Genomic DNA, 23,607 nt, shown 5'->3' on the forward strand with positions numbered 1-23,607 from the left:
TTCTGAATATTATTTTAAAATTTCCTTATCAATTCTGGGTCTATAATAAAATCCTTCCAAATATCCGAGAGAGCTGAGTTTCATCAAGTTTCTATAACCCTGTTCATTCTTGCATAGCAGGGTCAGATGATAATAATTCGTTCTTCCGCGTTCTACTTTTTTATCTTTCCTGCTTCCGGGAGCCATATACATCTCGCTTCCTATAATCGGTTTAATCCCTGCCGAAATAGCCGTATTATAAAATTCAATAGCGCCGAACATATTCCCATGATCGGTTATGGCGAGCGCAGGCATCTTAAATTCCTTTGCTTTTTTTACCAAATCTTTAATCCTGCACATACCGTCTAAAAGCGAATAACCCGTATGAACGTGCAAGTGTACAAAGTCCGAATGTTCCATAGTTTCTCCTTACTTACATTTACTTATATATTCTATTTAACTAAGCATGCAAATGAACCCCGTTAGAGATAAGAAGTGCATACCGCATTTATCTTAAAAAACTTGTCGGCTGTTATAAACCTAAAAAGTAAATAGCATTTCTGACGTCCCGATAAAATATCGGGACGAACTCTAACGGGGTGAACAAAATCAGAATGTTCCATCGTTTCCTCCAAATTAAATATCAAATATTAAAAATCACCCCTAGAAATTGTTTCGCAATTTCAGGGACCAAGTCCTCGGAATCTTTACAGATTCCAGAGGGAAAATGCATATCAAAATGTAAAAATATAACTCCAAACTTTCCTCTACAATTCATTCTCACTAATATAACGAAAAATCTTCGTATCATTAGATGCTTTCATATCATACTCACTCTCTAAACGATATTTAGCTATTACCTACATAAAACGCTCAATTAGTAAGGGAGATATTATTGTGTGTTTAATTCTCTCACTTTATCCCCAAACTCTGTTTTAATTTCCGGTCAATCCTGGTCATTGTTTCTTTTGATAGCGCGCCCAACTTTCGTGAAATAATTTCAGGAGGGAGTGTCATAATATATTCACACCTAACCATTGAGGATTTGGCAAGTCCTGATTGCTTAAAATCTTTACTATCTCTTTCTATTAAGAATTCTGTTGGATGTAGGGTTTCGACCCGAGATGTTATTCCAACCAAAATTAAATCTTTATATCTTCTTTTTATAGAATGGTCAGAAATAACTAAAGCAGGTCTTGCCTTTTGCCTGGTCCCTCTCTCAGTAACAAAAGGAAATGGCACAATAACTACATCGCCACGATTATAATTCATAGATATCTTCTTCAGAATTATCCCAGAGCTTCTTCAACGCTCCCTGCTGCAGAACAAGTAGGTTCCTGCGTTTCTCTATTTCTTCTAACTCTCTTAGTTTTTCTTTAATTGCTTGCTCAACCACGCGACCTGGAATAAGTCCATGTTTCTTGCAGAAAAATTTTAACTCTTGTCTCGTTTTATCAGGAACTCTCACTCCCAATGTAGGATTTTCCATTGTCTTTGGCATATTTCACTCCTTTTGATAGCAAATGATAGCACAATTTCTTATGCTCTTTCAACATCTTACTTAGTATCCTACATCAACCAGATATAATCCGTAAGCAGGGACAACTTGGCATTGTGTGAGCCAAACCGTATCTTTTTCCAGATGCACATCTAATTTAGGTCCGTCTTTGACCTTATAAATAACGATTTCGCCTTTTTTGATTTCCTGTTTTTTCATATTTCCCTATTATATTCCTGAACAGTAACCTTCGTCTTTTGCCTTTGCCAACCGTGATAATTAGTTCCTTCATATTCAATAGTAAGTTTCTAATTGGGCATTGTTTAATAAAATGTAAAATTAACTATCTTCAAGCCTCTAATATTTTTGATTTTTGCACTGTCATTTTGATATTTGCATTTTAATTTTTAATTTGATTAACATTTTCCCATACTTCCTATCTTCATTCAATATAAGTGTTCGCTTCACTCACATATAGGATTACACAGATAAAACCAAATTTTTAATCTCTGTAATCATGTGATTATGGTAGAATTACAAAGTGATATTGGAAAAACTATTAGTCGGAGCGATAGAAACAAATTGTTACATAATCGGATGTGAGCGGACATTGGAAGGGCTGATTATAGACCCCGGCGCGGACGGGGAAAAAATCCTTAAAATTGTTAAAGCAAAGAATCTAAATATCAAATATATTATCAACACTCACGCTCATATAGACCATATCGGAGCAAATAAATATCTAAAAGAGACGCTGAACGCCGAAATTTGCATACACGAGGAAGATATAAAATTTTTAAAAGACCCTGCCTTAAATCTTTCCGCTTTTATGCCGCCTGATTTACAAGACGATTATTTACCTTTTCCTCAGCCCGATATAGTCCTAAACGAAGATTCGCGGTTGAAAATCGGAGATTTGGAAGCGCTTATTCTTCATACGCCGGGTCATACGCCCGGAGGTATATCTATTGTTATGCACCCCGCCCCTGCACGCAAAGGCGGGGTAAATGGATGTGTTTTTACAGGGGATGCGCTTTTTTCGGGAAGTATAGGAAGATCGGATTTTCCTTTGGCTGATGAAATAACACTCATAAACGGCATAAAAAACAAATTATTTAAGTTGCCTGAAAAATTTCGCGTTTACCCTGGACACGGAGCCTCTTCAACAATCGGCAAAGAAAAAAGAGAGAATCCGTATTTACAATAAAATGATTACACAGATAAAAAAACACGAGATTACACAGATTACTAATTTTAAATCGGTGCAATCATTATTTAAACATGAACAAAAGAATCGATGAATTTCTGCAGTTTCTCATTATTGAAAAAGGACTTTCTAAAAATACTATTCAAGCGTATACAACAGACTTGAGAGATTTCTGCGTTTTCCTTTCCAAAGAAAACACTTCTTTTGAAGATGTCCGCTATCCAAAGCTCGTATCGTATATGGAACATTTGAGAAAAAAGAGCATTTCTTCCTCTTCTATTGCCCGCAAGGTTTCTACTATACGAAGTTTATATAAATTTTTATTGGGACAAAAATATATAAAAGAAGACCCGACGATAATTCTGGAATCTTTTAAAAGAGAACGGCATCTTCCGATTGTTTTGTCTGTCAGCCAGGTAAATTCTATACTGGAAAACATAGACATAACTAAACAGATAAACCTAAGAGATAAAGCATTATTAGAATTACTTTATGCAACAGGAACAAGGGCTTCTGAAGTCGTAGATTTAAAGATTGAGAATGTAGACACAGAAGCAGGTTATATAAGGGTTATGGGTAAAGGCTCTAAAGAAAGAATTATCCCGATGGGAAAACATGCGAGGGACTGGTTAAAAAAATATTTAGAAAACATAAGACCTAATTTAATAAAAGGCGCTAATTCCAATTATGTATTTCTAAATAAAAAAAGGCAAAAACTTTCAAGACAAAGTATATGGAAGATAATTAAAAAATACGGCAGAAAAAACGGTATTTCAGATATTTCCCCGCATACTTTCAGGCATTCTTTTGCCACGCACTTATTGGAAGGAGGAGCAGATTTACGTTCCGTTCAGGAAATGTTGGGGCATGTGGATATATCTACGACACAGATTTATACGCAACTTAACAGAAAAAGATTGAAGGAAATTCACAAGAAATATCATCCCAGAGGTTAGAGCTTAAAAAGCAAAGCAAGCTTTGCCACTACAATAGACCAAAGACTAAAGACCGAAGACTAAAGAAATGAGATACATAGATATACAGTAGATATAAATGGATATACGGTAGAAATACAATAGAAATACGGTAGAAATACAATAGAAATAAATAGAGATACTACGGAAATAATAAAAATCAAAAAATAGAAATACGGTAGAAATACAATAGAAATAAATAGAGATACTACGGAAATAATAAAAATCAAAAAATAGAAATACGGTAGATATAAATGGATATACGGTAGAAATACAATAGATATATGTTGTTAAAGGATTGAAAACTAAAAAAAATTACATACTATAACTTCAAAAAACTAAGGATGCAGGCAATGTATTTCAATTGTATTTCAATTTATTTCCCCGCCTGACAAGATTTGGCGGGCAGGCATATATTTCGATTATATTTCTAATTTTATTGTAGCGGCCGAGTTTACTCGGCAGATGAAAAAGCAAACAAGCCTCCGTTGAAAATAAATTCATCAGAATTTGTTTCTATAAAATATTTTTTCTTGCGGGGCGGGTTTTACCGCTACATTGTAAAATTGGTAGCGGGGAGAGGTTAGAGTCATCTCATCGCATCTCAAATCCCGCCATTTTTGAGTTGTATTTCAGGCAAATTTCTGTATAATACTCTTTCAAATTTAAAGCGCCATTACCATGAATGATAAAACTAATAATATTAAGGAAGAAAGTTATTCTCATACCTTAAATTTGCCCCAAACCAAATTTGAGATGAAGGCAAATTTGCCTAAAAAAGAACCTGTTACGCTCAAATTTTGGGAAGATAACGACATCTATGAAAAGATGCTTTCCAAGGGCAGGGAAAAATATATTCTGCACGACGGACCTCCTTACGCAAACGGAGATATTCATCTTGGGCATGTTATAAATAAAGTTCTCAAAGATATTGTTATCAAATATAAGTCTTTAGAAGGCTATTCTACGCCATTTACTCCCGGCTGGGATTGTCACGGACTGCCCATTGAACTGCAACTATTCAAGAAACTCAAAGTTAATAAAAAAGAAGAGATTGATATCTTAGAATTCAGAAAAAAAGCAAGAGAATATGCTCAAAGCTATGTGGAAATACAAAAAAACCAGTTAAAGCGTTTGGGTATTATGGCTAATTGGGATAATCCTTATGTCACAATGGATTACCATTATCAAAGCAAAATTATAGATGTATTCAAAGAACTCTCAGAGAAAGGCTATATTTATCAGGATAAAAAACCTATTTACTGGTGCGTTTCCTGCGAGACAGCTTTAGCCGAAGCGGAAGTTGAATATGCACCGCATACTTCAAATTCCGTCTGGGTAAAATTTCCGCTATCTTCCCAAAAAGATAAATTCATTATTATATGGACAACCACACCTTGGACTTTACCTGCTAACCTTGCTGTTGCACTGCATCCCGACTACGATTATGCATGGGTAGAGGTTCAGAAGACAGAAGACACCCTCCAAACAGACGGCGGGCAGGGAGGACAGAGGACAGAGGACAGAGGACAGAACACAGAAACTTGGATTATTGCGAAGGATTTGGTAAAGACGGTAATGGAGCAATCAGATATTAATGATTACAAGATTGTAAAAACCAAAAAAGGAAAAGAATTGGAAGGATTGGAATATAATCACCCACTTTTTGACAAAAAAGGCAAAATAGTAAACGCCAATTATGTTAGTTTGGAAGAAGGCACCGGATGTGTTCATACGGCACCCGGACACGGTCAGGAAGATTACTTGACCGGATTAAAGTATAAACTGCCGATTTTCTCTCCCGTAAATGAAAAAGGACTTTTTACTGATGAAGTGCCGCAATTCAAGGGAAAACATATCTTCAAAGCAAACAACGAAATTATCGAAACTCTATCAACAAAAGAATTGCTTATTAATAGCGAGCCATTAGAACATTCTTATCCGCATTGCTGGAGATGTAAAAGACCTGTAATATTTAGAGCATGTAAACAATGGTTCGTAGGAGTTGACAGGAAAAACTTAAGACAGACAGCTATAAAAAGCTTAAAAGAAGTTCGATGGGCTCCCGAAGTTTCCATAAATAGAATAGAAGGAATGTTAAAGACTCGTCCCGACTGGTGCCTTTCGCGTCAGAGATTGTGGGGCGTGGGAATACCCGTTGTTTATTGCGAAAAATGCGGCAAGGAAATTCTTGACAGCCGTTTAATGGAAAATGTAAGCGATATTATTAAAAAAGAAGGAGCAGATGCCTGGTTTGGATATAAGGTTGAGAAATTCCTGCCGAAAGATTTTTCATGCCCGAAATGCAAAAGCGTTCAGGGCTTTAAAAAAGACAAAGACATACTTGATGTGTGGTTTGATTCCGGCATTTCTCACGTTGCGGTGTTAAAAGATTCCAAACCCATTAAAAATGAAATTTCTAACAGGGCGAATAATTTAGACTGGCCTGCAGACTTATATTTGGAAGGAAGCGACCAACATAGAGGTTGGTTTCAGACATCACTACTTACATCTGTGGCTTTATACAACAAACCCCCATACAAGGCAGTCCTTACACACGGATTTGTAGTAGATAGTGAAGGTAAAAAGATGTCAAAATCCGTAGGTAATGTTACCAACCCACAGGTTATAGTTAACAATCAAGGCGCAGATATTTTGAGATTGTGGGCTATATCTTCGGACTGGGGAAGCGACATAAGAATCGGAGAAGAAACACTTAAACGATGTATTGAGGCATATAGAAAACTTAGAAATACAACCAGATTCATGCTGGGTAATTTATATGATTTCCAATATTCGCAAAACGCTGTTGACCAATCCGAATGGTTGGAGATTGACAGATGGGCGTATAACCGATGCCTTATGCTTCTAAAAGAAGTTAAAGAAGCATATAAGAGCTTCCGTTTTATAAAGGCATATCAGGCAATTTATCAGTTTTCGAATGTGGATATGAGCTCAACCTATTTAGATATAATTAAGGATAGGTTATATATTCTGCCAGCAGATTCACTTGGGAGACGTTGCGCCCAAACAGTCATGCATTTTATTCTTAGAACATTAACCCAACTTATTAGTCCGTTTATGTCTTTTACAGCCGAAGAAATCTGGCAGAACTGTAATTTCGAAGAAAAATCCGTATTTTTGACAAACTTGCCAAACGAACAAAAAATAGACGAAAAATTAGAGCAAAAATGGGAAAAGATATTAAAGTTGAGAGAAGACGTTCAGAAAGCACTTGAAGAAGCGCGCCAAAAAGAAATAATAGGCAGTTCCTTAGAAGCGGAAGTCATTTTATACATAAAAGATTCTCATATGAAAGCCCTTGATGTTTCTAAAGAAGATTTGGCAACTATCTTTATAGTTTCAAATGTGGAATTGGATCCCATTAAACCCGTTAGAGACAATAAATCTCTAAACGGGTCTAACGGGGTAAAAATTGAAATCAAAAAGGCAAAGGGAGAAAAATGCTTAAGATGCTGGAAATACAGTCAAGAGATAAATAAACAGAAAGAATTTCCTAAACTTTGCTCAAGATGTGCTACAATAGTGAAAGCAAAACACGATTACACAGATTAAAAAACGGGATTACACAGATAAAACAAATCTTTTAATCGGTGTAATCATTTTTTAAGGAGGTAACTCAATTGAAAGCAAAAGACATCAAAACATTCAAGGAAATTCTTATTAAAGAAAAAGAAAGATTGTTTAACGATTTAGACGATAAAGAAAAAAAACAGTTAGGCAAATCTTTCAAGGATGTTTCCGGCGAGGTTTCCTCGCATAAAATGCACATGGCGGACCTTGCTTCGGACAGCGCCGAAGAGAACACCTCGTTAGACCTCTTATCTTCGGAAGAAAAACATCTCAAACAAATACAAAACGCTATAAATAGAATCGAGAAAAAAACTTACGGGAAGTGTTCCAAATGCAGCAAAGATATCGGAATGAAGAGATTAAAAGCTGTTCCATATGCGGAATTATGTCTAAAATGCAAAGAGAACGAGGAAAAGAACTCATAACCGCCACACTAATCATACTATCTGACCATATTTTAAAGTTTCTCTTTTATAACAGAGGTTTAATTAAAGAAGAAACTGACATCGTAAAAAATTTGCTTTATTTTGTCCCTGCTTCCCAAAACCCTGGGATTGCCTTCGGATTATTTCAAAACTGTGGCAGATTTTTTATTATTCCCGCATCCATTGTTATTTTATTCATCCTGTTTTTCTACTTGCGTACAAACTATAAAAAAACCCTTTTCAGTTGGGGGCTTATATTTATATTGGCAGGCGCTATAAGCAATCTCATAGACCGCATAATTTACGGCTTTGTGATAGATTATTTACTACTTAATAAATTCCCCTACTCTTTCAACATAGCCGATTCTTCAATACTTTTGGGAGTAGGACTTATAATAATTAATATTTCAAAATGTAAAAATCAAAATGTAAAATGACAAATTAAAATTCAAAAATATTAACAATTCACCATCAAGAAACAAGTAATGGAGAGGATAAATAATTTGTTGGCTAGAATGAAGATTGGAATTTAATTAGTTTTTATTTATTGTATATTTTGGTTGTTATTTTTTGCAATTTTTGATATTTCATTGGGAATTAGGTATTAGTAATTAGAAATTTTTTAAAAAACATGCATCCTATACTTTTTACAATCGGGCAGTTTGAAATATATTCCTACGGGGTCTTGATGGCGCTGGCTTTCTATTTAAGTTTATACCTTTTAATAAAAGATGCGAATCAACCCCCTATCCTGCCTGCAAGCGAGCAGGCCCACCATGAAACAACAGGCGAGCAGACACGGAAACCAGCAGGAAAAACAGGAATAGATACTTCTACAGTCTTGGACATTGTATTTTGGATTATCCTTTCAGGTATTTTAGGCGGCAAGTTAGCTTATATCTTTTTTAACCTACCGCTTTATATACAAAACCCTTTAGACGCAAGTCTGTGGCGAGGCGGATTCATATTCCACGGCGGATTTTTCCTATCATTGGCAACTGTTTTCTTTTACACAAAAAAGAAAAAATTATCTTATATATATATAGTGGACTTAATTATTCCTTATGTAGCATTGGGACAGGCAATAGGAAGAATCGGCTGTTTCCTGAACGGATGCTGTTACGGGAAACCAACAAATTTACCAATAGGAAAAGTGTTTAATCTGAATTCGCCCGCAGGGTATCATTACGGCGCATTACCGCTCCATCCTACGCAATTATATTCTTCTATTTTTTTATTTATACTTTTCTTATTGCTAAAGAAAACAAGAGAAAACCAGAAATTCAAAGGAAAAACTCTCCTTGTCTATCTCATCTTATATCCGACTTTCAGATTCTTCCTGGATTTTTTAAGAGGAGATGGATTGGAAATATTCTTTTACCGATTAACGCTCTTCCAGATTATATGCGCGGGAATAGTCGGCATTTCTTTGGTAGTTCTTACACACAAATTCAGAAAACAGAAAGCAGACAACAGATAACAGAACCAGTTTGTCATTGTAAACCCAAACCTTTGCGAGGGTGTGGCAATCCGAACTGAAAGGTCGTTGCGAGGCGTAGCCGAAGCAATCCAATAATGAGATTGCTTCGTCGCTCATTTTATTCGCTCTCCGAAGAGTCCGTCCTTTCGGAGTCATCGGACCTCGCAATGACACTATCGTGTCATTTTTTCCGAAAAACGCACTAAAGGGTTAAGCCCTATTCTTATAAACTTTTTAAGTATTGGACACCGGGAAATATATTCGGCTAATTGTGGAGAAAATCTATAATAATTTCTGACAAAGAATCTGCCCAAAGAATTCGTCATTAAATATTCGTCTCTGAATTCGGAAAGAACCTTCACTTCGTCCGCCATTGGCGCGCCGTAACAAGCAGTCGCTATGAAACAGCCGCTTCCTCCCCCACCACCACCTCCTCCACCGCCGCCGCCATCGTCTCCACCTGCCTCGGTAGTAACTGCGATGTAAGAAGAATAATCGGTCTCATTGCCATAAGTATCTACAGCAGTTACCCAATAATAATAAATGGTGTTAATGGAAACAGAACCATCTGTATAAGAATTACTCTCTACAAGTTGAGCGCCATTAATTTTTGTTTTTGTCCCCACTGAAGAGGCGCTTCTATAAATATTATATCCATCCAAAGCAGGACTTTCAACGGGATTCCAATACAGAAACACATAATTTCTTCCTGCTGTGGCTGTAAGCCCGATAGGAACACTTATGAGAACAACAGTAGCTGTATCCGTTAACTCAACCTCTCCGCCTTCTCCATAAACAGCGTCCACATAAGTAACGAGTATGGTATCGCCGTCCTGAACCTGAAGAATGCTATCACTTGCCGGAACAGTATCTAATTCCAAACCAATTGAACCCGTAAAAATTCCAGTAGAAGTATCTGTTTCAACCAATTCCATAATTTCAGTATCGGCAGTAAGTTCGGATTCAAATTCTACAGTTGTAGTGTCGGGATTATCTGTTGTATTCAAATCACTGTCCAAAACAACAACATTTGCCGTATCAGGCGCAGAATAAGAAACCATGTCCAACCAGACCCTGCCTTCGGAAGATGGAACAATCCGCAGATATGTAGCTTCGCAGGCTACTCTTGCCGAAGTATATGCTATGCGCATATATCCGTCTTCACCCCAGTCAGTCCCCCAGCTGTTTCTTAGTATCCAGTAGCCGTCTCCCCAACCGACCAAAGCTACGGCATGATTTACGGGAGTATAATAACAGGGACTGCCCGGACAAGTAGTATTAGAGTCACTATAAACCCCTTCATCATAACTCTGAAAATCATCTCCTGCCAAAACCGCTACATCTATAACCCCATAGGTTATTATTGCTGTTTTTATCGCGTCAATATCACCGCACGGTATTCTGCCCCATCCGGAAAAAACAATCAGGGAGTCGCCCCAGTGAGCGCAGGAGCCAGGGTCAACTGTTGTATATGGAAAATCCGCCAACCTGCATATCCCATCAGTGGCAAGGGAATGATCAGTCAATGCTTCAAGCTCTTGATAATCATAATCAGCGCCGATACAACCATAGAAATGAGGAAAATACTCGGGTAATCTTGCAAGACACCATATTATGAATGATTCGGAAAATTCAGCGCGATTATCATCAACACCATCATCATATAATCCCATTGCGTAGTTATATACGCCTTCCGCAGAAGCAACCGCTCCAAAGGCATAACAACTGCCGCAACCTCCCTGGTCGCGGGCAGGTCCGATATAAGCATGACCTGTTCCCTCAAAGTTGCGCCAATCAAAAGATGCAGGAAGCCCCTTGCCTTTTATGCCAATACCCTGTTTAATCCCTGTTTTTTCTATTTCCTTAGGATAATCGTCGCATTCTTCTATTTTTGGTCTTTGGCAATCCTCGCACCCACAACCGCCTTTTTTAAGTTCCGCATTATTGGGAGCTAAATCCATCAGAGGCTCGCCATTTTTTTTCATCAGCTCAAGCATCGGTATTCGCTCTGCTGTTTTTCCGTTTTCAGCCGCAGATACGCATATGGCACATTCGGTAGAAAATCCTTGTTTATATTCGCGCTGGGTTTGTGTTCCATAACCCTGCTTTGCGCAATAAGAATATTTTTTACCCACTTTACCTTTTAAAAAATCCCACGCATCAAACTGGACGCCTTCGGCAACAACACATATACCTTTTTCCCCGTCAGGTGTTTTAATCACCTTGTATTCATAACCCATTTTTTCGCAATAAACAGCGGCGGGATTAGGTAAAGCAAAAACGGTTTTAGATATGGGAAAAATAAAGAAGAGTAAAAGAAAGATTGTGGAGAAAAAATGCAGGATATTCCTATGGGGTAAATTTATTTTTTTAAACACATTTGATATGTTTTAGATTGCTTCGTCTTTGACTCGCAATGACACTATCGTGTCATTTTTTCCGAAAAACGCACCAAAGGTTTAAGCCCTATTCTTATAAACTTTTTAAGCGCCGGACGCCGGGAAATATATTCGGCTAATTGCGGCGAAAATTTATAATAACTTCTAACAAAGAATCTGCCTAAAGAATTTTCCATTAGATATTCGTCTCTGAACAGTGAGAGCGCTTTAACTTCTCTCGCCATAGGCGTGCCGTAAGATGCGGTAGCTATAAAACAGCCGAGTGAATCTGCGCCACCACCGCTACTACCACCATCACCGCCATCGGCATCGCCATCATCGTCATCGTCGTCATCATCTGTCCCTTCTCTACTTATTCCGCCTTTGCCTTTAAGCCAATCAATTACTGCCGCCATTATCTGTTTTCTGCCGCAAGGTGGAGTAGCAGAGTCCTTGTCTGCTATACCTTCCAACCCGAAAGCAAGATAAACAACCGCATGACTCTTGTCAGGAGGACTTGGCGGATATGTATCATTGCAGTATTTCACACCTGCAGAACCTTGGTTACCACCGCCGCTGGAAGCGCAGTAATGAAAACATTCGGAAGCAGGGCTCCTTTGACTTATTTTGCTGGGCTCCTCCTGATTTCCCGCGCCGGTGCCCGGGATAGAAGGATTTATTTTGATATTTCCAAATCCGCCGCCAACAGGATCTCCTGCAACACCGTCAATTACATTAAGTCCAACATCATCTGATATATAATTAGCGTGAAGATAATCTTTATAAAAATCGGTAGCACCAATGTCATAACCAACATCCTGCCCCGTAACAAAGAGCCGTCCGCCTTTTTCTTTAAGATACTCTGTAAGATAAGTCTGGTCAGACGAAACAAAAGTATCAATAAAATTATCTCCCGTGAACCAAATTACTACTCTTTCTGTATCCGCCGCCATATAGTCCAATAAATCCTGTGTGATTTCACCGTGTCTTCCCTCGCCGGCCGCATTTGTTCCGGTATTGTTATCCACATGCCATACCTGATAACCACCAGCGCCGGGAGTATCCAAAACATATCCATTATCAACAAGAGCTGTATCATACCAGTCATCATAATCATCCGTTAAAGGCCATGAAGTATGAGAGTTAGTAGCATCCCTGTATCTATACATAGTGTCAGAATCTACCACCAAAATATCCGCAGTAGGGATAAATTCGTTCACAACTTCCAAATAGAATCTTTTTTCTTTGGTATAATTCCCCGCAGGTGTATCTTGTCCTGCCACTCTAACAAAGTAGAGAGAAGGACCGCGGTCATTTACTCCTCCGTCAACATCGTCCACATCAAAAGGGTAATTAATAGCATGTGCCTGTATGGTTCTATCATCAGTTTTATCGTTTCTCGGGTCAACTAAAGTTATCTCTACATCAGATAAAGCAGACGGGTCAACTTCTATCGTAGTATCGGAGCCATCCTCTACTTCGTATACCGGCATCCCAAACAGATTATAGGCAGGCGTTTTACCTCTTGGGAGAGTAGAAGCCGTAATAGTCGGAACAGGGTTATCATCAACGCTCCAAACTTGCGGGGGAATGGGCAAAGCAGGGTCGCCTAAAAGAGTCCACTCAAAAACTGTTCGTTGGTCATAAGGACTTGAAAGCAGATAACTGCCATTTGCAAGGACATAGTCCGATAAAGCCTCTGTAAAAATACGACCTAAAGTTAACGTTCCTGTTCCTCCGCTCTCATGATACTTTTTAAAAGCGTATTTTATCATCTCTGCCATATATTCTGAGGGTAATATTTCCATGTAGCCATTATCAAATGTCCAATCAAGGGTCCCAAAACATGTGCGAGAACCGCCCAAATAAGCTATGCCTCCGGCAGGCGAAAGAAGAACACTTTCGCCGAATGAGGTAGCAAAACCCGGAGCCACAATAGATACATCATACGCCGCATTATCACAAGATATAGATATAACAACAGGAATATCAAGATTGGAGCCAAAAGCTAACACTTCCGAACTATATAGAACTGTATCAGCGGGGTCAACATCATCGAAATAGAAAGCATCACCCGAACCATGCCCTAAGAGATAAACAAGCCCTTGAGGATTTGTTCCATCCATTGTGTCTTCCACATCACTCTGAATAAATTGAGTAATATCGCCAACGATTCCGTCATCAGTATGATAGAACTTACTTACATTCATACCACTTAAATAAGACCTACTGTAACCGGAAACAGCAGAAAAAGTATTCATCACCTCATTGCATAACAATTCTCCATGATAGTACCACGTGCCAAAGGGCTGTCCACCGGCAAGAGCGACATTATTAAACCAGGTCGGGTCTGCGTCTACGTTGGCATGCCAATCATCTATTTTTTGAACTATATCCTGTATATCAGACAAATTCCCTGCAGAGAGTCTACCTACCTTATATTCAGGGGTATAATCATTATAATTTGTTAAAGAATAGAAATAATCAGTGGGAACCCAGTTATCATAAGAACCCCCTACTGGACTATATACATAATACGAAGGAGGAACAGCAGATGCATCGCCGAGAAGAACTATATATTCAAGTTGCGGATAGTAAGCCCAGCCACTATCGACAGAACTTTTTGCCTCCTGTATAAATGATAGAATTTTTAAAGCCAACTGATAATCATACCCTACTATATCGCTACCGGTATAGCCGCTATATCCACCATAAGAGCATAGATAATCAGGAGGATCTGCTCTTGGGGGAACGCCTCCGGAACCATAATTATAACCTGCTATCTCCTCAACCGAAACTTTAGTAGTATCTATCCCAAAAGTGTCATGCAGATCTATTAAGGCATCGGCGGCTGCATTATAAGCCGCAGGATAAATTATTAAACATGCTTCCGGTCCTGAAGCAGTTTTAAATCCTTCACTTTCAAAACTTTTGCTAATCGCATTATTAGAAGAATAGTAAACTTCTATCGTTGCAGAGGTTACGATAATAGACTGCTTTGTTTTAGGCGCATACTGCAGAGGATAGAACCTAACAGACACATAGCAATTATTATTATCACAGCCACTGTAATATGCGACTAAACTGCCGGGGAAGAAATCTTCGGAAGAATAGATTCTTTCATCGGGTTTTAGCCGCATTAAATTTGCTTGGTCCACACTGCCTTTTTTAGGCGTTATCGGAACGGGTTGAGAAACAGGAGCAATTTTTAAAGGATTTAGGACATAACGATAAGTAATATTTTTCACTTCCACACCGGTTACTTCGGAATCCTTCGGCAAGGTTAAAATAAATAATTCACTCGGAAGATTCGGCGCGCCGGGGATGCCGCCTGAAAGTTCAAGCCCTTCTATTTTCACATAATCAAAGTTATCTTTCTTTCTTAAACTTATTCTCTCGGTTTCTATAGAGAAATTTATAGTTTGAAGATTACCGGATGCAGAAACCCCTTTGAAAGTAGATGTGGATATTGAAAGGTCATCTATATCTTTATCTTCAAGCGCAGATATGATCGGTCCCAATTTCAATGAGTTGGGGCTTTTATTATCTTGAGAGAAAAGTGAATGAGCCGATAAAAAAATAACAGCGGCAATTACTAATAAGGTTAAAAATCCGTTTCTCATTGTTTTCCTCTCCTTGAAATTACTTTTGAAGAATCATCATTCAAGAATTTATCCGTAATTTTCACTATCGGTTTTAATGTCCATCTAACCAAATTTCTAAGAAGCGGATGTTGCGATATATAAGAAGCGATTTGAGGACTTATTTTGTAATATGCGCCTACAAAAATTCGTCCGGAAGAATTTGTCAGCAAATACTCGTCTCTAAATTGTGATAAAACTTTCACTTCTTCTGCCATAGGCGCGCCGTAACAGGCAGTCGCTATGAAACAGCCCTCAAGCGAACCGCCGCCGCCACCACTACCCTCAGCCTCAGGCTCTACTATGGTAGTGTCCCCTTCATCATCCGCCGGAGGCGCCACTACGCCATTGCCAACCACATTTGTTTCAATGCGCTCATAGGAGCGGGTCTGATTATCCCCTTGGTCAATAAAACCCAAAGCGCGCGAACCCCATACAGAACCCTTGGGTCCCCAGGATACAATCCCGACGCTAAAATCATCGCCGGGTTGATAGCCTAAACTGCCCGCAGTCTTTATCACCACGAAATAATCTGCTCCACTATTACTTGTCCCTGCTGTATCATTCGCGGGAATCGGCTCAGGGTCTTGAAAAACAAGTCTGCACTGGTCGTATGGTTGACCACCAACACCTTCATCCCAACTCCATTCCTTTAAAGGTATAACCAGATCTATTGCAGAATCGAAAACACCGTTACCATTGGTATCGCGATAAATCGCAACACCGCTGGAAGAACCCGAAGATAAATGCTTCAGGTCATCCTCCGCGTTAAAAGCCACATCGTCTCTTCCGCCCGGGTTGTAAAATTCCACGATAACCTGTTCTAATGCTCCGCCGTTTTCAGTATCGTCCCAAGTATTAATTCCAATTACAGGGGTGCGGGAAGAGTTAGCAGGTATATTCTGATACGGAGTAGTCAAATCGGTTAAAAATACGGGAAAATTCGCAGTTAGAATATTACCTCTTACACCGGTTCCTTCAGCATTTAACTGTGCTTTGAGTTTAAGCCCATCAAGAGCATACTCATCTCCATCCTTGATTTCAAAAGAAAATCTGTCCGCATAACTTAAAGTCGCCGAAGTTCTGATACATACAAAATAGTCATCGCCTTTGTTATCCGCATCATATATATCGTCACCAGGCACATCCTGATGATTGGCCACATTCAATTGCGCTTTCCACACACTTCCCGGCACAATTTCCTCCCAATTAGGTGGTGCAACCAGGATAAATGTATCCTGCGAATCAAAAACACCTGCTCGGCCATCCGTTTTGTTATCCTTCCAAAGAGAAATACCGCTATTTTGATTAGCAGAAAGCGTCATAAAAGCAGAAGTGTCAGTTGTCCCGCTTTCATCATATAGATACACACTAACCCATTTGAAAACATCTCCGTCGTTAAATGCGAGAACTCGAGTATCCGTAGTATCCGTAATGTTTAGACCGAATACGGGTGTCACAGGTGAAGTTGCGTCTATCCTTTGAGTATTATAAAGAGAATGAACCAAATCATGGATTTCAAGAACGGGTTTAATCGGCTTAACATCGGTCACATACGGTTGAGAAGGGTTGCAGGTTGAATCGGGGGGATAGGAGAATTTAACATCTCCTTGTTTTATGGATACTGTAAAAGCAGCGCCGTATTTTATGGGATCATAGTCACCCGCGCCACCGGATTCATCTCTATAACCGGAATCAGCCCTGATTACAATGAAGTAGTCGGAGAGGTCATTATCATCCCATGTCGTTTTGATATACTCGCCTCCGGATGTAGTAGGAGATAAGGTCAGCGTCCATTCAGGCCAATCTTCCTGCCATCCACTAAAATCTACCGGCACTTTTTCATCGGTTTCGTAGTCCCAAACACCACCACCAGTATCCTTATACAAAGCTACGCCACTGAAAGGAGACCAGCACGGGCAGCCGCGCAATGGGTCTAATCCTGTAGTCGGGTCAAAATCCGGACTTAATGCGGTAAAGGTTACCGTTACACTTTCAAGAATAATCCTTTGACTATTATTTGGTCCAAGAGTTGAGCCGCCTCCGCAGTCAATACCCAAAACAGGAGTCCTTGCTTCCATTGGAAGCAGTTGTGAATATGGCAAATGACCACGATGAACCGATCTATAACTTGTGGGATTATTATCGTATCTGGGTCTTATCCACTCATCGGGAACTGAATAAGGGTATCTGCTACCGTCAGTAGGGTCACCACCACTGCCGGGATAGTCATAGTAAGATGGGGGCGCGCCATAGTATGTGGAAATGGGCGTAATATCATCGCCCCATGCTTCACAGTATATAGTTTCAGTTGTTTGGTCAGCATCGGGGAATTGCTCAGGGTCTACAAGAGCATACCAGTCAAGTTCAATTCCACCTTTGGGTATGGTTACGGTAAAGGCGTGCCCTTCATTACCTGTAGTTGAAGGGTCGTCATCTCTGATAGAATTAGAAGTATTAATAACCACAAATAAGTCATTTCCTGCAGCGCCATCTTCGTCAGAATTAGGCAAAGCATAAGGAGCTAATAGGGTAATGGTAAGCGGACTACTAAGGGGACCCAATTCCTCACCCAATAATGTATCTGCAGAACTAAAAAATCCGTTACCATCACCATCCGAATCGCCGTCTTCATAAATTGCTACTCTGCTAATATCGGTCATATTAAAGGTGAAGTCAGAACCAGGAGGACTTTGATCGAAACGGACAGTTATAGAAAGAATATGAGTATCGCCATCACCATCATCATTAGCGTTTATACCAAAAACCGCAAAATTTCCGCTGTTGGGAAGTATTGCCTGGGAAGCTTCCGGCAAAAGCTCTACCTCCACAGTTTGAGCTTTCGCTATAACAGCAAATATTCCAAGCAATATGAAAAAGAAAATAACACTAATTATTTTTTTACGACACATACCGAGACGACGCATACCGGATTCCTCCCGACAATTTTGCATAATTAATTTTTTCAGGGGATATGATTTCCCCCTTTAAATTACAGATTCTCTTTCGAGAATTCTAACAAGTCAAAATTATAAAATTAAAAATCTGTTTTGTCAACCCCGTTAGAATTCTCGTAGTTGCCCATTTACCTGCCCGCTTCGTAGCAGACGGGTGGGCTTTCTTTGCCAATGAATCGGTTTAATACGCCGATGAATCGGCAACTACAATACTTCTGATGTTAAGAATTATCACGCAATTTATATGCCAAGTTTAAAACGAAACACAGTTTATAGTTGACAGTCTATGGTTTATAGATATTAACTATAAACTATCCACCATAAACTATTTTTAACCTCTCACCTCACAACTATGCGCTATTATTTACACTTTATCAATTTCAATCGCTGTAATCTTTTCTATAAATCTGCGTAATCTTTATTATTATTTCCTCTCCAATCTTGAAGCTATAAAAGTTACTTCAATAGATAATTTTTCTTTTGGAGAAGTTATCTGAATCTCTTTTATATTTAAATTGTAGGGGGTGCTTTCCAGAGTGTAAAGATAACTAACAAGGTTTTGCAAAGAAAGGTTTTTCATTCTTATTTCTACACTCGCTTCTCGGAAATCTTCTGTTTTTGCCGATAAATCTGTTCTAACAGGCATAGACGAAGTGACAGGTTTTATTGAGGAAATATTATCCGCAAGTCCTCTCACCCTTGCAATTCTTTCGACCAAAGAAAAAATACTTTCGTTTTCCTGCGTTGAGGATAATGCGGGAACATATTCTTTTTTGGCGGCAAGATATTCTTGTTTTAGTATCTGCATTTCATTGACTTCCTGCGCTTTAATAGGAATCGTCTTTTTTAAAACGCTTATTCGGTTCAATGTGGGAAATACAAATAACAATAAATACAGAAGAATAAAGATAATACCGTATCCCGTAAAAAGTGTAAGTTTTTTATTCAAAATGTCCTCACTTTACAATATTAATGCAAAATTAAAAAATCAAATATCAAATCTACATATTAAAATGTAAAATTATTTTTTTCCCTTAAGAGTCAAAATGCTTGAAGCAAAAATATTGCCGATTTCGTTTAATTCTTTAAGAAACCACACAACTTCTTCAGATGTGGCACGTTTGCTATCCCTAAGCAAAGACACCCATATTTTGCTCTCATTTGTAGATTTTAACGAAGTGTTAAAATAATTAGTAAAATCTTTCTTACTGCTGGCTGATTGTCCTTCTATATAGTTGCCAAGAATACTTGTGCCACTTCTTAATAATTGGTCTCCAATTCTTCTTGATACATTGTCTTTTGGTAATTTATCCAGGAATTCTATAAGCTTTAGAACAAAATTATATAATCTTTGTTGGAATTCCTTTTTGAATTTTGATTTGTCATTTTGCATTTTAATTTTTGATTTTTGATTTATTATATCTCATTTATTCAAAGTCGGAGTTATTTTCAATCTAAACGACACTCCTTGAGCCGTTGTCTGCGCAGACTCGATATCGACTTTCGAAAATAGCGGTGAATTTTCCAAGGCTGATTTTATTTTATCTATATCGCCATATGACAAAGCGCTTCCGGCAATTGTTATATCGTTTTCTTTTATTCTAAAAGAGTCTAACTCTATCTGTAAATTCCTGTCTAAATTTTGGGATATTCCCCTTAATGCTTCCAAAGGGCTTAGAGAAACAACATCTGTTGTTAAAGAGCTGTCTTTTAAATTTTTGACTATGGCTCTCATCTGGATAAGCGGAGTCCTCTTGTCCACAGCATCGGGGAAAGTTTCCGCAAAAATTCCTTTTATCCGCGAGTTTATAACATCAAATTTACGCTCGTATATATTTCTTTCAAATTGGAGACGGAAAGTAATCGCAATTAATACGAAAATTGCAAGAAAAAAACTTGTTCGTATACCTCTTTTTTCTTTCTCCTGCAAAACGGGAGGATAAAAATTCAAAACAGCTGCGTTTGTTGACAAACCGGCATAAAGAATTTCAGGGATAAACCCTAAAGCCAAAGGTTTTGATGTAAGAGTTTTTTCGTCATTATTTTCTACGTGTTCTGCTTGCGACTGTTTAGAGGAATCGGCGGCTTGATTTACGGATAACAATTCGTCAAGTTCTATCGCTTTGGCGGGGATATTGAAATTTTCAGCCAGCCAATCGCAGATTTCGGGCCTGCCCGCCTGCTCTTTAGTGGTGGGCCTGCCCGCCTGCTTTTCGGCAATGGGCAAGCCAGACACATAAATTTCTGAAATTTTATTTTCGGAAAGTTGCGAAGTTTGAGAAAGAAGAACTGTACTTATTTCTCTTGTCAATTCGTCTTTTCCTTCTATAAGTTCACTCCTGCCAATTGGTATCTGCCTTAAATCTGAAAGCATTCCGTCTTTAAGCGCGGAAAAAACATATGTAGTGTCGTTACCAACATATAGCCACAACACGTTTTGTTTTATTTTAATACGGGAAATCAAGAAGTTAAAGATAGAAAGCGGCTCAAGATAAATCTCGTTACAAACCAGGTCGCAAGAATTTATAAGTTCCAATTGTTCGTTTAAAAGAACTTCAGGAACAACAAACGATATGACTTCAATCCCGCCGCTGACATAAAAACGGGGCTGGTTGCTATTTTTTGCGTAAATCGGTTGAAAAAATACTTTCGCAGATTCTACCGGAATAGGGATATGCGGCTCTATGGCAAATCTTATACTCTTTTTTATTTTGGATATACTTCTATAAGGAAAAGCAAGCTTTCTTAAATAAATAGACGATAAAGGCAAGAAACAAACTGTTCTAAAAACCTTTGCTTTGTTATACGAGAGAAATTGCTTGATAATATCCGAAGCACTGCCTTCGGCACCAATTTCTTTTTGTTGATAATCTTCTATAAAAACTGCGTTGTCTTTTATATGAAAGAACAACAGCTTTAGGTCGTTTTTATCTTTTTGGAAAGCGAAAATCTTTTTCATTTTCTATATCCTAAAATATGATTATACCCTGCAATTCAAAGAATTGCGGGCACTTAATCCCTGAAACTGCAAAGCAATCTCAAAGACAGACTCGGAACAATCCCAAATGATGAGATTGCCGCGCTCCCTTTAGTCGCTCGCAATGACAGCAATGCTATCATCTCCGTAATCAAATAATTGTATCAGTTTTCATTCCAATATTTTACTTTTATATCGGTTCGGTTTCTTTCGACAACCACAGTTATGTTCTTTTCTATTTTACCAACTTTGGCATTAGATGTGATAGTGAAAATGTTGCTTTTAACATCAAAAAGTTTGGATTGCAATATTTTATTAACTATATCTTCGGGGAAAAATTCCTCAAGAGATGAAAGGTCGTAAAACGGATTATCGATTCTCCAATCAATTATAGAAGTGACAGCGATATCATCTATTAACTCAAAAATTTCCGTTTGTTCTTCTTCAAAAGAAGAAACTGAAGCCTGCAATGTGGCTTTTAAAACTTCTTTGCCTGCTGTATTAATATTTATTTTCCCTCCGGCAAATACAGTAATGAAATTTACTAAGCCGTTTTGTCCGTAATAATTTTCTTTTTCTATGCCTCTTACCATCATAAGCTCTTGGGTTATGTCAAAAGACGCGTTTTTGCATGGATACGGTATAGGTAAATCCTCATAGTATTCGCTTTCAGCTCCTTTATTTTCGCCGACTGTTATAGACAAAAGTTCGCTAATCTCATAATCGGCATCTATCCAGTCTATGATAGCGGGAATGATAGCATAATCTAAACCAATATTGTCGCAAAGCTCTAACATCTGCTCAATTTTCAATTTCTTTTCTCTTTCTTTTCCCGTATTAAGATAATTCAGATTTATTTTTCCGCTTTCGTCTATTGTGTTTATTTTCACAGTTCCTTCGTCAAAGGTCAATCCCGCCATAGGCGAGCGGGCGGACAGGATTACCTCTTCCGCCCAGCCTTCAGCCAACCAATCGGCTTGAAAATCGTCATCCATTTTAAGAATTGCAATCCCATATTGTATTCCCGCTTCAGCCAATGAGGATGCTTTAAGATAGTCCGAGGAATTTTTTAAAAGTAAAAGCTCCTGATTCATTTTGCTCGATAAATTAATTGTAAGAGCGCTTAAAACAGCAATCATAATAAGCGTGAAAATAAGAACCACGCCTTTTTTATTAAAAATTAAATGTTTGATTTCGGATTTCGGTTCAATGACTCTCCGACGAGTCCGAAAACAACTGTCGGAGTTCTTCGGACCGAAGAGACTGAATATCGGACTCCTTCGGAGATTGCGAATTCTTTTTGCTTTCATCTGTCCTCTGTTTTCTGTTGTCCTCACCTCATAACTATACGCTATTAGTTACAGTTTCTCGCCACTCAATAGAGGCGGATAATAAAACATCATTGGATTCCTGTTTTCACAGGAATGACAAAAAGAAAGCAGGAATAACAGAGCAGAAAATACATTGTCTGTCGTCTGTTTTCTGCCCTCTGTCATCTGTTTTCTGTTTATTCTGTCTTCTGCCAACTCTGATGTGTCATTGCGAGCGAACGCGGTGAGCGTGGCAATCTCGTATTTGAGATTGCTTCGCCTTTGGCTCGCAATGACAAGAGAGAGTATGTTTTCCCATTTTTTCTTCTGTCTTCTGTCCTCTGCGCCCAAAGCTGTTAACAAAATAAATTCAACTCTTTGGGCGTCCCCCCTGTTAGTCTCGCCATTGTATCAGTGGCGGACTAGGGGGGATATACTTCAATCTGTTTTCTGTTTTCTGATTTCTGATTTGCTGTTCATATTTCTGTGGGAATATATATTACCGTTGAAAATTTTTCTTCGTGCGATGAAATTAATTCAATTTTGACAGCTTTTAATATTTTCTCAGTCTGTTGGATATCCCAACTGTCCAACCAATCTTTTCCGTCCGAATATTTGAAATTGAAATTTTTCAAGTTATCGCTCCAAACATAAGATTTAAGGTATTTGTGTTCGTCTAATGTAAAATTCACAATAGGTTCTTCTTCTCTTATTAGAAAACCCTTATCCTCATCATCAAGAATAAACTTATAAGTAACTTTCGTTAAACATGTAAACGGGAAATATAAAGATTTTGCCGTAGTATAAAAACTAAAAGTTTTTTCATCGCCTTCCAGACCGTTATAATCGGTTTTTTCCTGCAATGTCGAAACAGCTTGTGAATCGGTAATAAAATAAACAGAGGATATTTCACTGCGCATTTTCCTAAATACATTTCGAGCAAGATAATAATCCTCTTGCCTGCTATCCCATTTATCCAGCGTTTTTAATGTCAGTGAATAAGTGGAAATAATCGCCAAAAAAACTATACTGGAAATTGCCACTGCAATAAGAAGCTCGACAAGGGTGAACCCATTGTGGATTTGTGATTGGGAATTAGCCCTCTGGAATTTCAAAGAAATTCCGAGGATTGAGTCCCCGAAAATCTCTGATTTTCTGGGGAGAATTGGAAATTGGTAATTTTTCAT

20 protein-coding genes and 1 pseudogene are annotated in these 23,607 nt (G+C 38.4%); 6 read left to right on the top strand and 15 right to left on the bottom strand.

Annotated features, from left to right (window positions below; translation table 11 throughout):
- Positions 1 to 9 precede the first annotated feature (9 nt).
- From KAS42_01820 to KAS42_01845, 6 genes and pseudogenes are all read right to left on the bottom strand, one after another.
- Entirely contained in the window at positions 10 to 399 is a 390-nt protein-coding gene (locus KAS42_01820) for a PHP domain-containing protein (GenBank protein ID MCK4904970.1), read from the bottom strand.
- A gap of 62 nt (positions 400 to 461) precedes the next feature.
- Complete coding sequence (locus KAS42_01825) at positions 462 to 602, bottom strand: hypothetical protein (GenBank protein ID MCK4904971.1); 141 nt, start codon at positions 600 to 602, stop codon at positions 462 to 464.
- Positions 603 to 891: 289 nt separating this feature from the next.
- A complete protein-coding gene (locus tag KAS42_01830; protein MCK4904972.1) occupies positions 892 to 1,251 on the bottom strand; it encodes a type II toxin-antitoxin system PemK/MazF family toxin in 360 nt (119 codons plus the stop codon).
- Entirely contained in the window at positions 1,241 to 1,480 is a 240-nt protein-coding gene (locus tag KAS42_01835) for a hypothetical protein (protein MCK4904973.1), read from the bottom strand. The genes KAS42_01830 and KAS42_01835 overlap by 11 nt, the downstream gene beginning before the upstream one ends.
- Positions 1,481 to 1,540: 60 nt before the next feature.
- Positions 1,541 to 1,696 (bottom strand): hypothetical protein, encoded by a 156-nt coding sequence (locus KAS42_01840; GenBank protein ID MCK4904974.1) that lies wholly within the window; start codon positions 1,694 to 1,696, stop codon positions 1,541 to 1,543.
- A gap of 14 nt (positions 1,697 to 1,710) precedes the next feature.
- A pseudogene (locus KAS42_01845) lies at positions 1,711 to 1,797 on the bottom strand (tRNA pseudouridine(38-40) synthase TruA).
- Between the two features lie 221 nt (positions 1,798 to 2,018).
- Between KAS42_01845 and KAS42_01850 the strand changes: the two are divergent.
- From KAS42_01850 to lgt, 6 genes are all read left to right on the top strand, one after another.
- Entirely contained in the window at positions 2,019 to 2,684 is a 666-nt protein-coding gene (locus tag KAS42_01850) for an MBL fold metallo-hydrolase (GenBank protein MCK4904975.1), read from the top strand.
- A 74-nt stretch (positions 2,685 to 2,758) separates the two neighbouring features.
- Entirely contained in the window at positions 2,759 to 3,640 is an 882-nt protein-coding gene (gene xerD, locus KAS42_01855; protein ID MCK4904976.1) for a site-specific tyrosine recombinase XerD, read from the top strand.
- Between the two features lie 699 nt (positions 3,641 to 4,339).
- Positions 4,340 to 7,234 (top strand): isoleucine--tRNA ligase, encoded by a 2,895-nt coding sequence (ileS, locus tag KAS42_01860; protein MCK4904977.1) that lies wholly within the window; start codon positions 4,340 to 4,342, stop codon positions 7,232 to 7,234.
- A gap of 68 nt (positions 7,235 to 7,302) precedes the next feature.
- Entirely contained in the window at positions 7,303 to 7,677 is a 375-nt protein-coding gene (locus KAS42_01865; protein MCK4904978.1) for a TraR/DksA C4-type zinc finger protein, read from the top strand.
- Positions 7,647 to 8,114: a signal peptidase II gene (locus KAS42_01870; protein MCK4904979.1), complete on the top strand. Its 468-nt coding sequence runs from the start codon at positions 7,647 to 7,649 to the stop codon at positions 8,112 to 8,114. Before KAS42_01865 ends, KAS42_01870 begins: the two co-directional genes overlap by 31 nt.
- 194 nt (positions 8,115 to 8,308) lie before the next feature.
- Positions 8,309 to 9,157 (top strand): prolipoprotein diacylglyceryl transferase, encoded by an 849-nt coding sequence (gene lgt / locus KAS42_01875; protein MCK4904980.1) that lies wholly within the window; start codon positions 8,309 to 8,311, stop codon positions 9,155 to 9,157.
- A gap of 173 nt (positions 9,158 to 9,330) precedes the next feature.
- Here lgt and KAS42_01880 read toward each other — a convergent pair whose 3' ends face one another.
- The 9 genes from KAS42_01880 to KAS42_01920 all read right to left on the bottom strand — a co-directional run bounded on the left by KAS42_01880 (position 9,331) and on the right by KAS42_01920 (position 23,607).
- Entirely contained in the window at positions 9,331 to 11,535 is a 2,205-nt protein-coding gene (locus KAS42_01880; GenBank protein ID MCK4904981.1) for a DUF333 domain-containing protein, read from the bottom strand.
- A 44-nt stretch (positions 11,536 to 11,579) separates the two neighbouring features.
- A complete protein-coding gene (locus KAS42_01885) occupies positions 11,580 to 15,158 on the bottom strand; it encodes a hypothetical protein (GenBank protein ID MCK4904982.1) in 3,579 nt (1,192 codons plus the stop codon).
- Positions 15,155 to 18,103 carry a hypothetical protein gene (locus KAS42_01890; protein ID MCK4904983.1) on the bottom strand — a complete coding sequence of 983 codons (2,949 nt, stop codon included), beginning with the start codon at positions 18,101 to 18,103 and terminating at the stop codon, positions 15,155 to 15,157. The genes KAS42_01885 and KAS42_01890 overlap by 4 nt, the downstream gene beginning before the upstream one ends.
- 454 nt (positions 18,104 to 18,557) lie before the next feature.
- Positions 18,558 to 19,082 carry a hypothetical protein gene (locus tag KAS42_01895; GenBank protein ID MCK4904984.1) on the bottom strand — a complete coding sequence of 175 codons (525 nt, stop codon included), beginning with the start codon at positions 19,080 to 19,082 and terminating at the stop codon, positions 18,558 to 18,560.
- Positions 19,083 to 19,154: 72 nt separating this feature from the next.
- Positions 19,155 to 19,526 (bottom strand): four helix bundle protein, encoded by a 372-nt coding sequence (locus KAS42_01900; GenBank protein MCK4904985.1) that lies wholly within the window; start codon positions 19,524 to 19,526, stop codon positions 19,155 to 19,157.
- A gap of 30 nt (positions 19,527 to 19,556) precedes the next feature.
- Positions 19,557 to 21,092, bottom strand: coding sequence for a PilN domain-containing protein (locus KAS42_01905; protein ID MCK4904986.1), 1,536 nt, complete (start codon positions 21,090 to 21,092; stop codon positions 19,557 to 19,559).
- Between the two features lie 182 nt (positions 21,093 to 21,274).
- Positions 21,275 to 22,420 (bottom strand): general secretion pathway protein GspK, encoded by a 1,146-nt coding sequence (locus tag KAS42_01910; protein ID MCK4904987.1) that lies wholly within the window; start codon positions 22,418 to 22,420, stop codon positions 21,275 to 21,277.
- Positions 22,421 to 22,468: 48 nt separating this feature from the next.
- Positions 22,469 to 22,783 carry a hypothetical protein gene (locus tag KAS42_01915; protein ID MCK4904988.1) on the bottom strand — a complete coding sequence of 105 codons (315 nt, stop codon included), beginning with the start codon at positions 22,781 to 22,783 and terminating at the stop codon, positions 22,469 to 22,471.
- A gap of 113 nt (positions 22,784 to 22,896) precedes the next feature.
- The gene (locus KAS42_01920) at positions 22,897 to 23,607 is read right to left on the bottom strand and encodes a type II secretion system protein (GenBank protein ID MCK4904989.1); all 711 of its coding nucleotides are present in this window, start codon (positions 23,605 to 23,607) and stop codon (positions 22,897 to 22,899) included.

Source organism: bacterium, assembly GCA_023135785.1.
In the GTDB taxonomy this organism is placed as follows: domain Bacteria; phylum CAIJMQ01; class CAIJMQ01; order CAIJMQ01; family CAIJMQ01; genus CAZNJA01.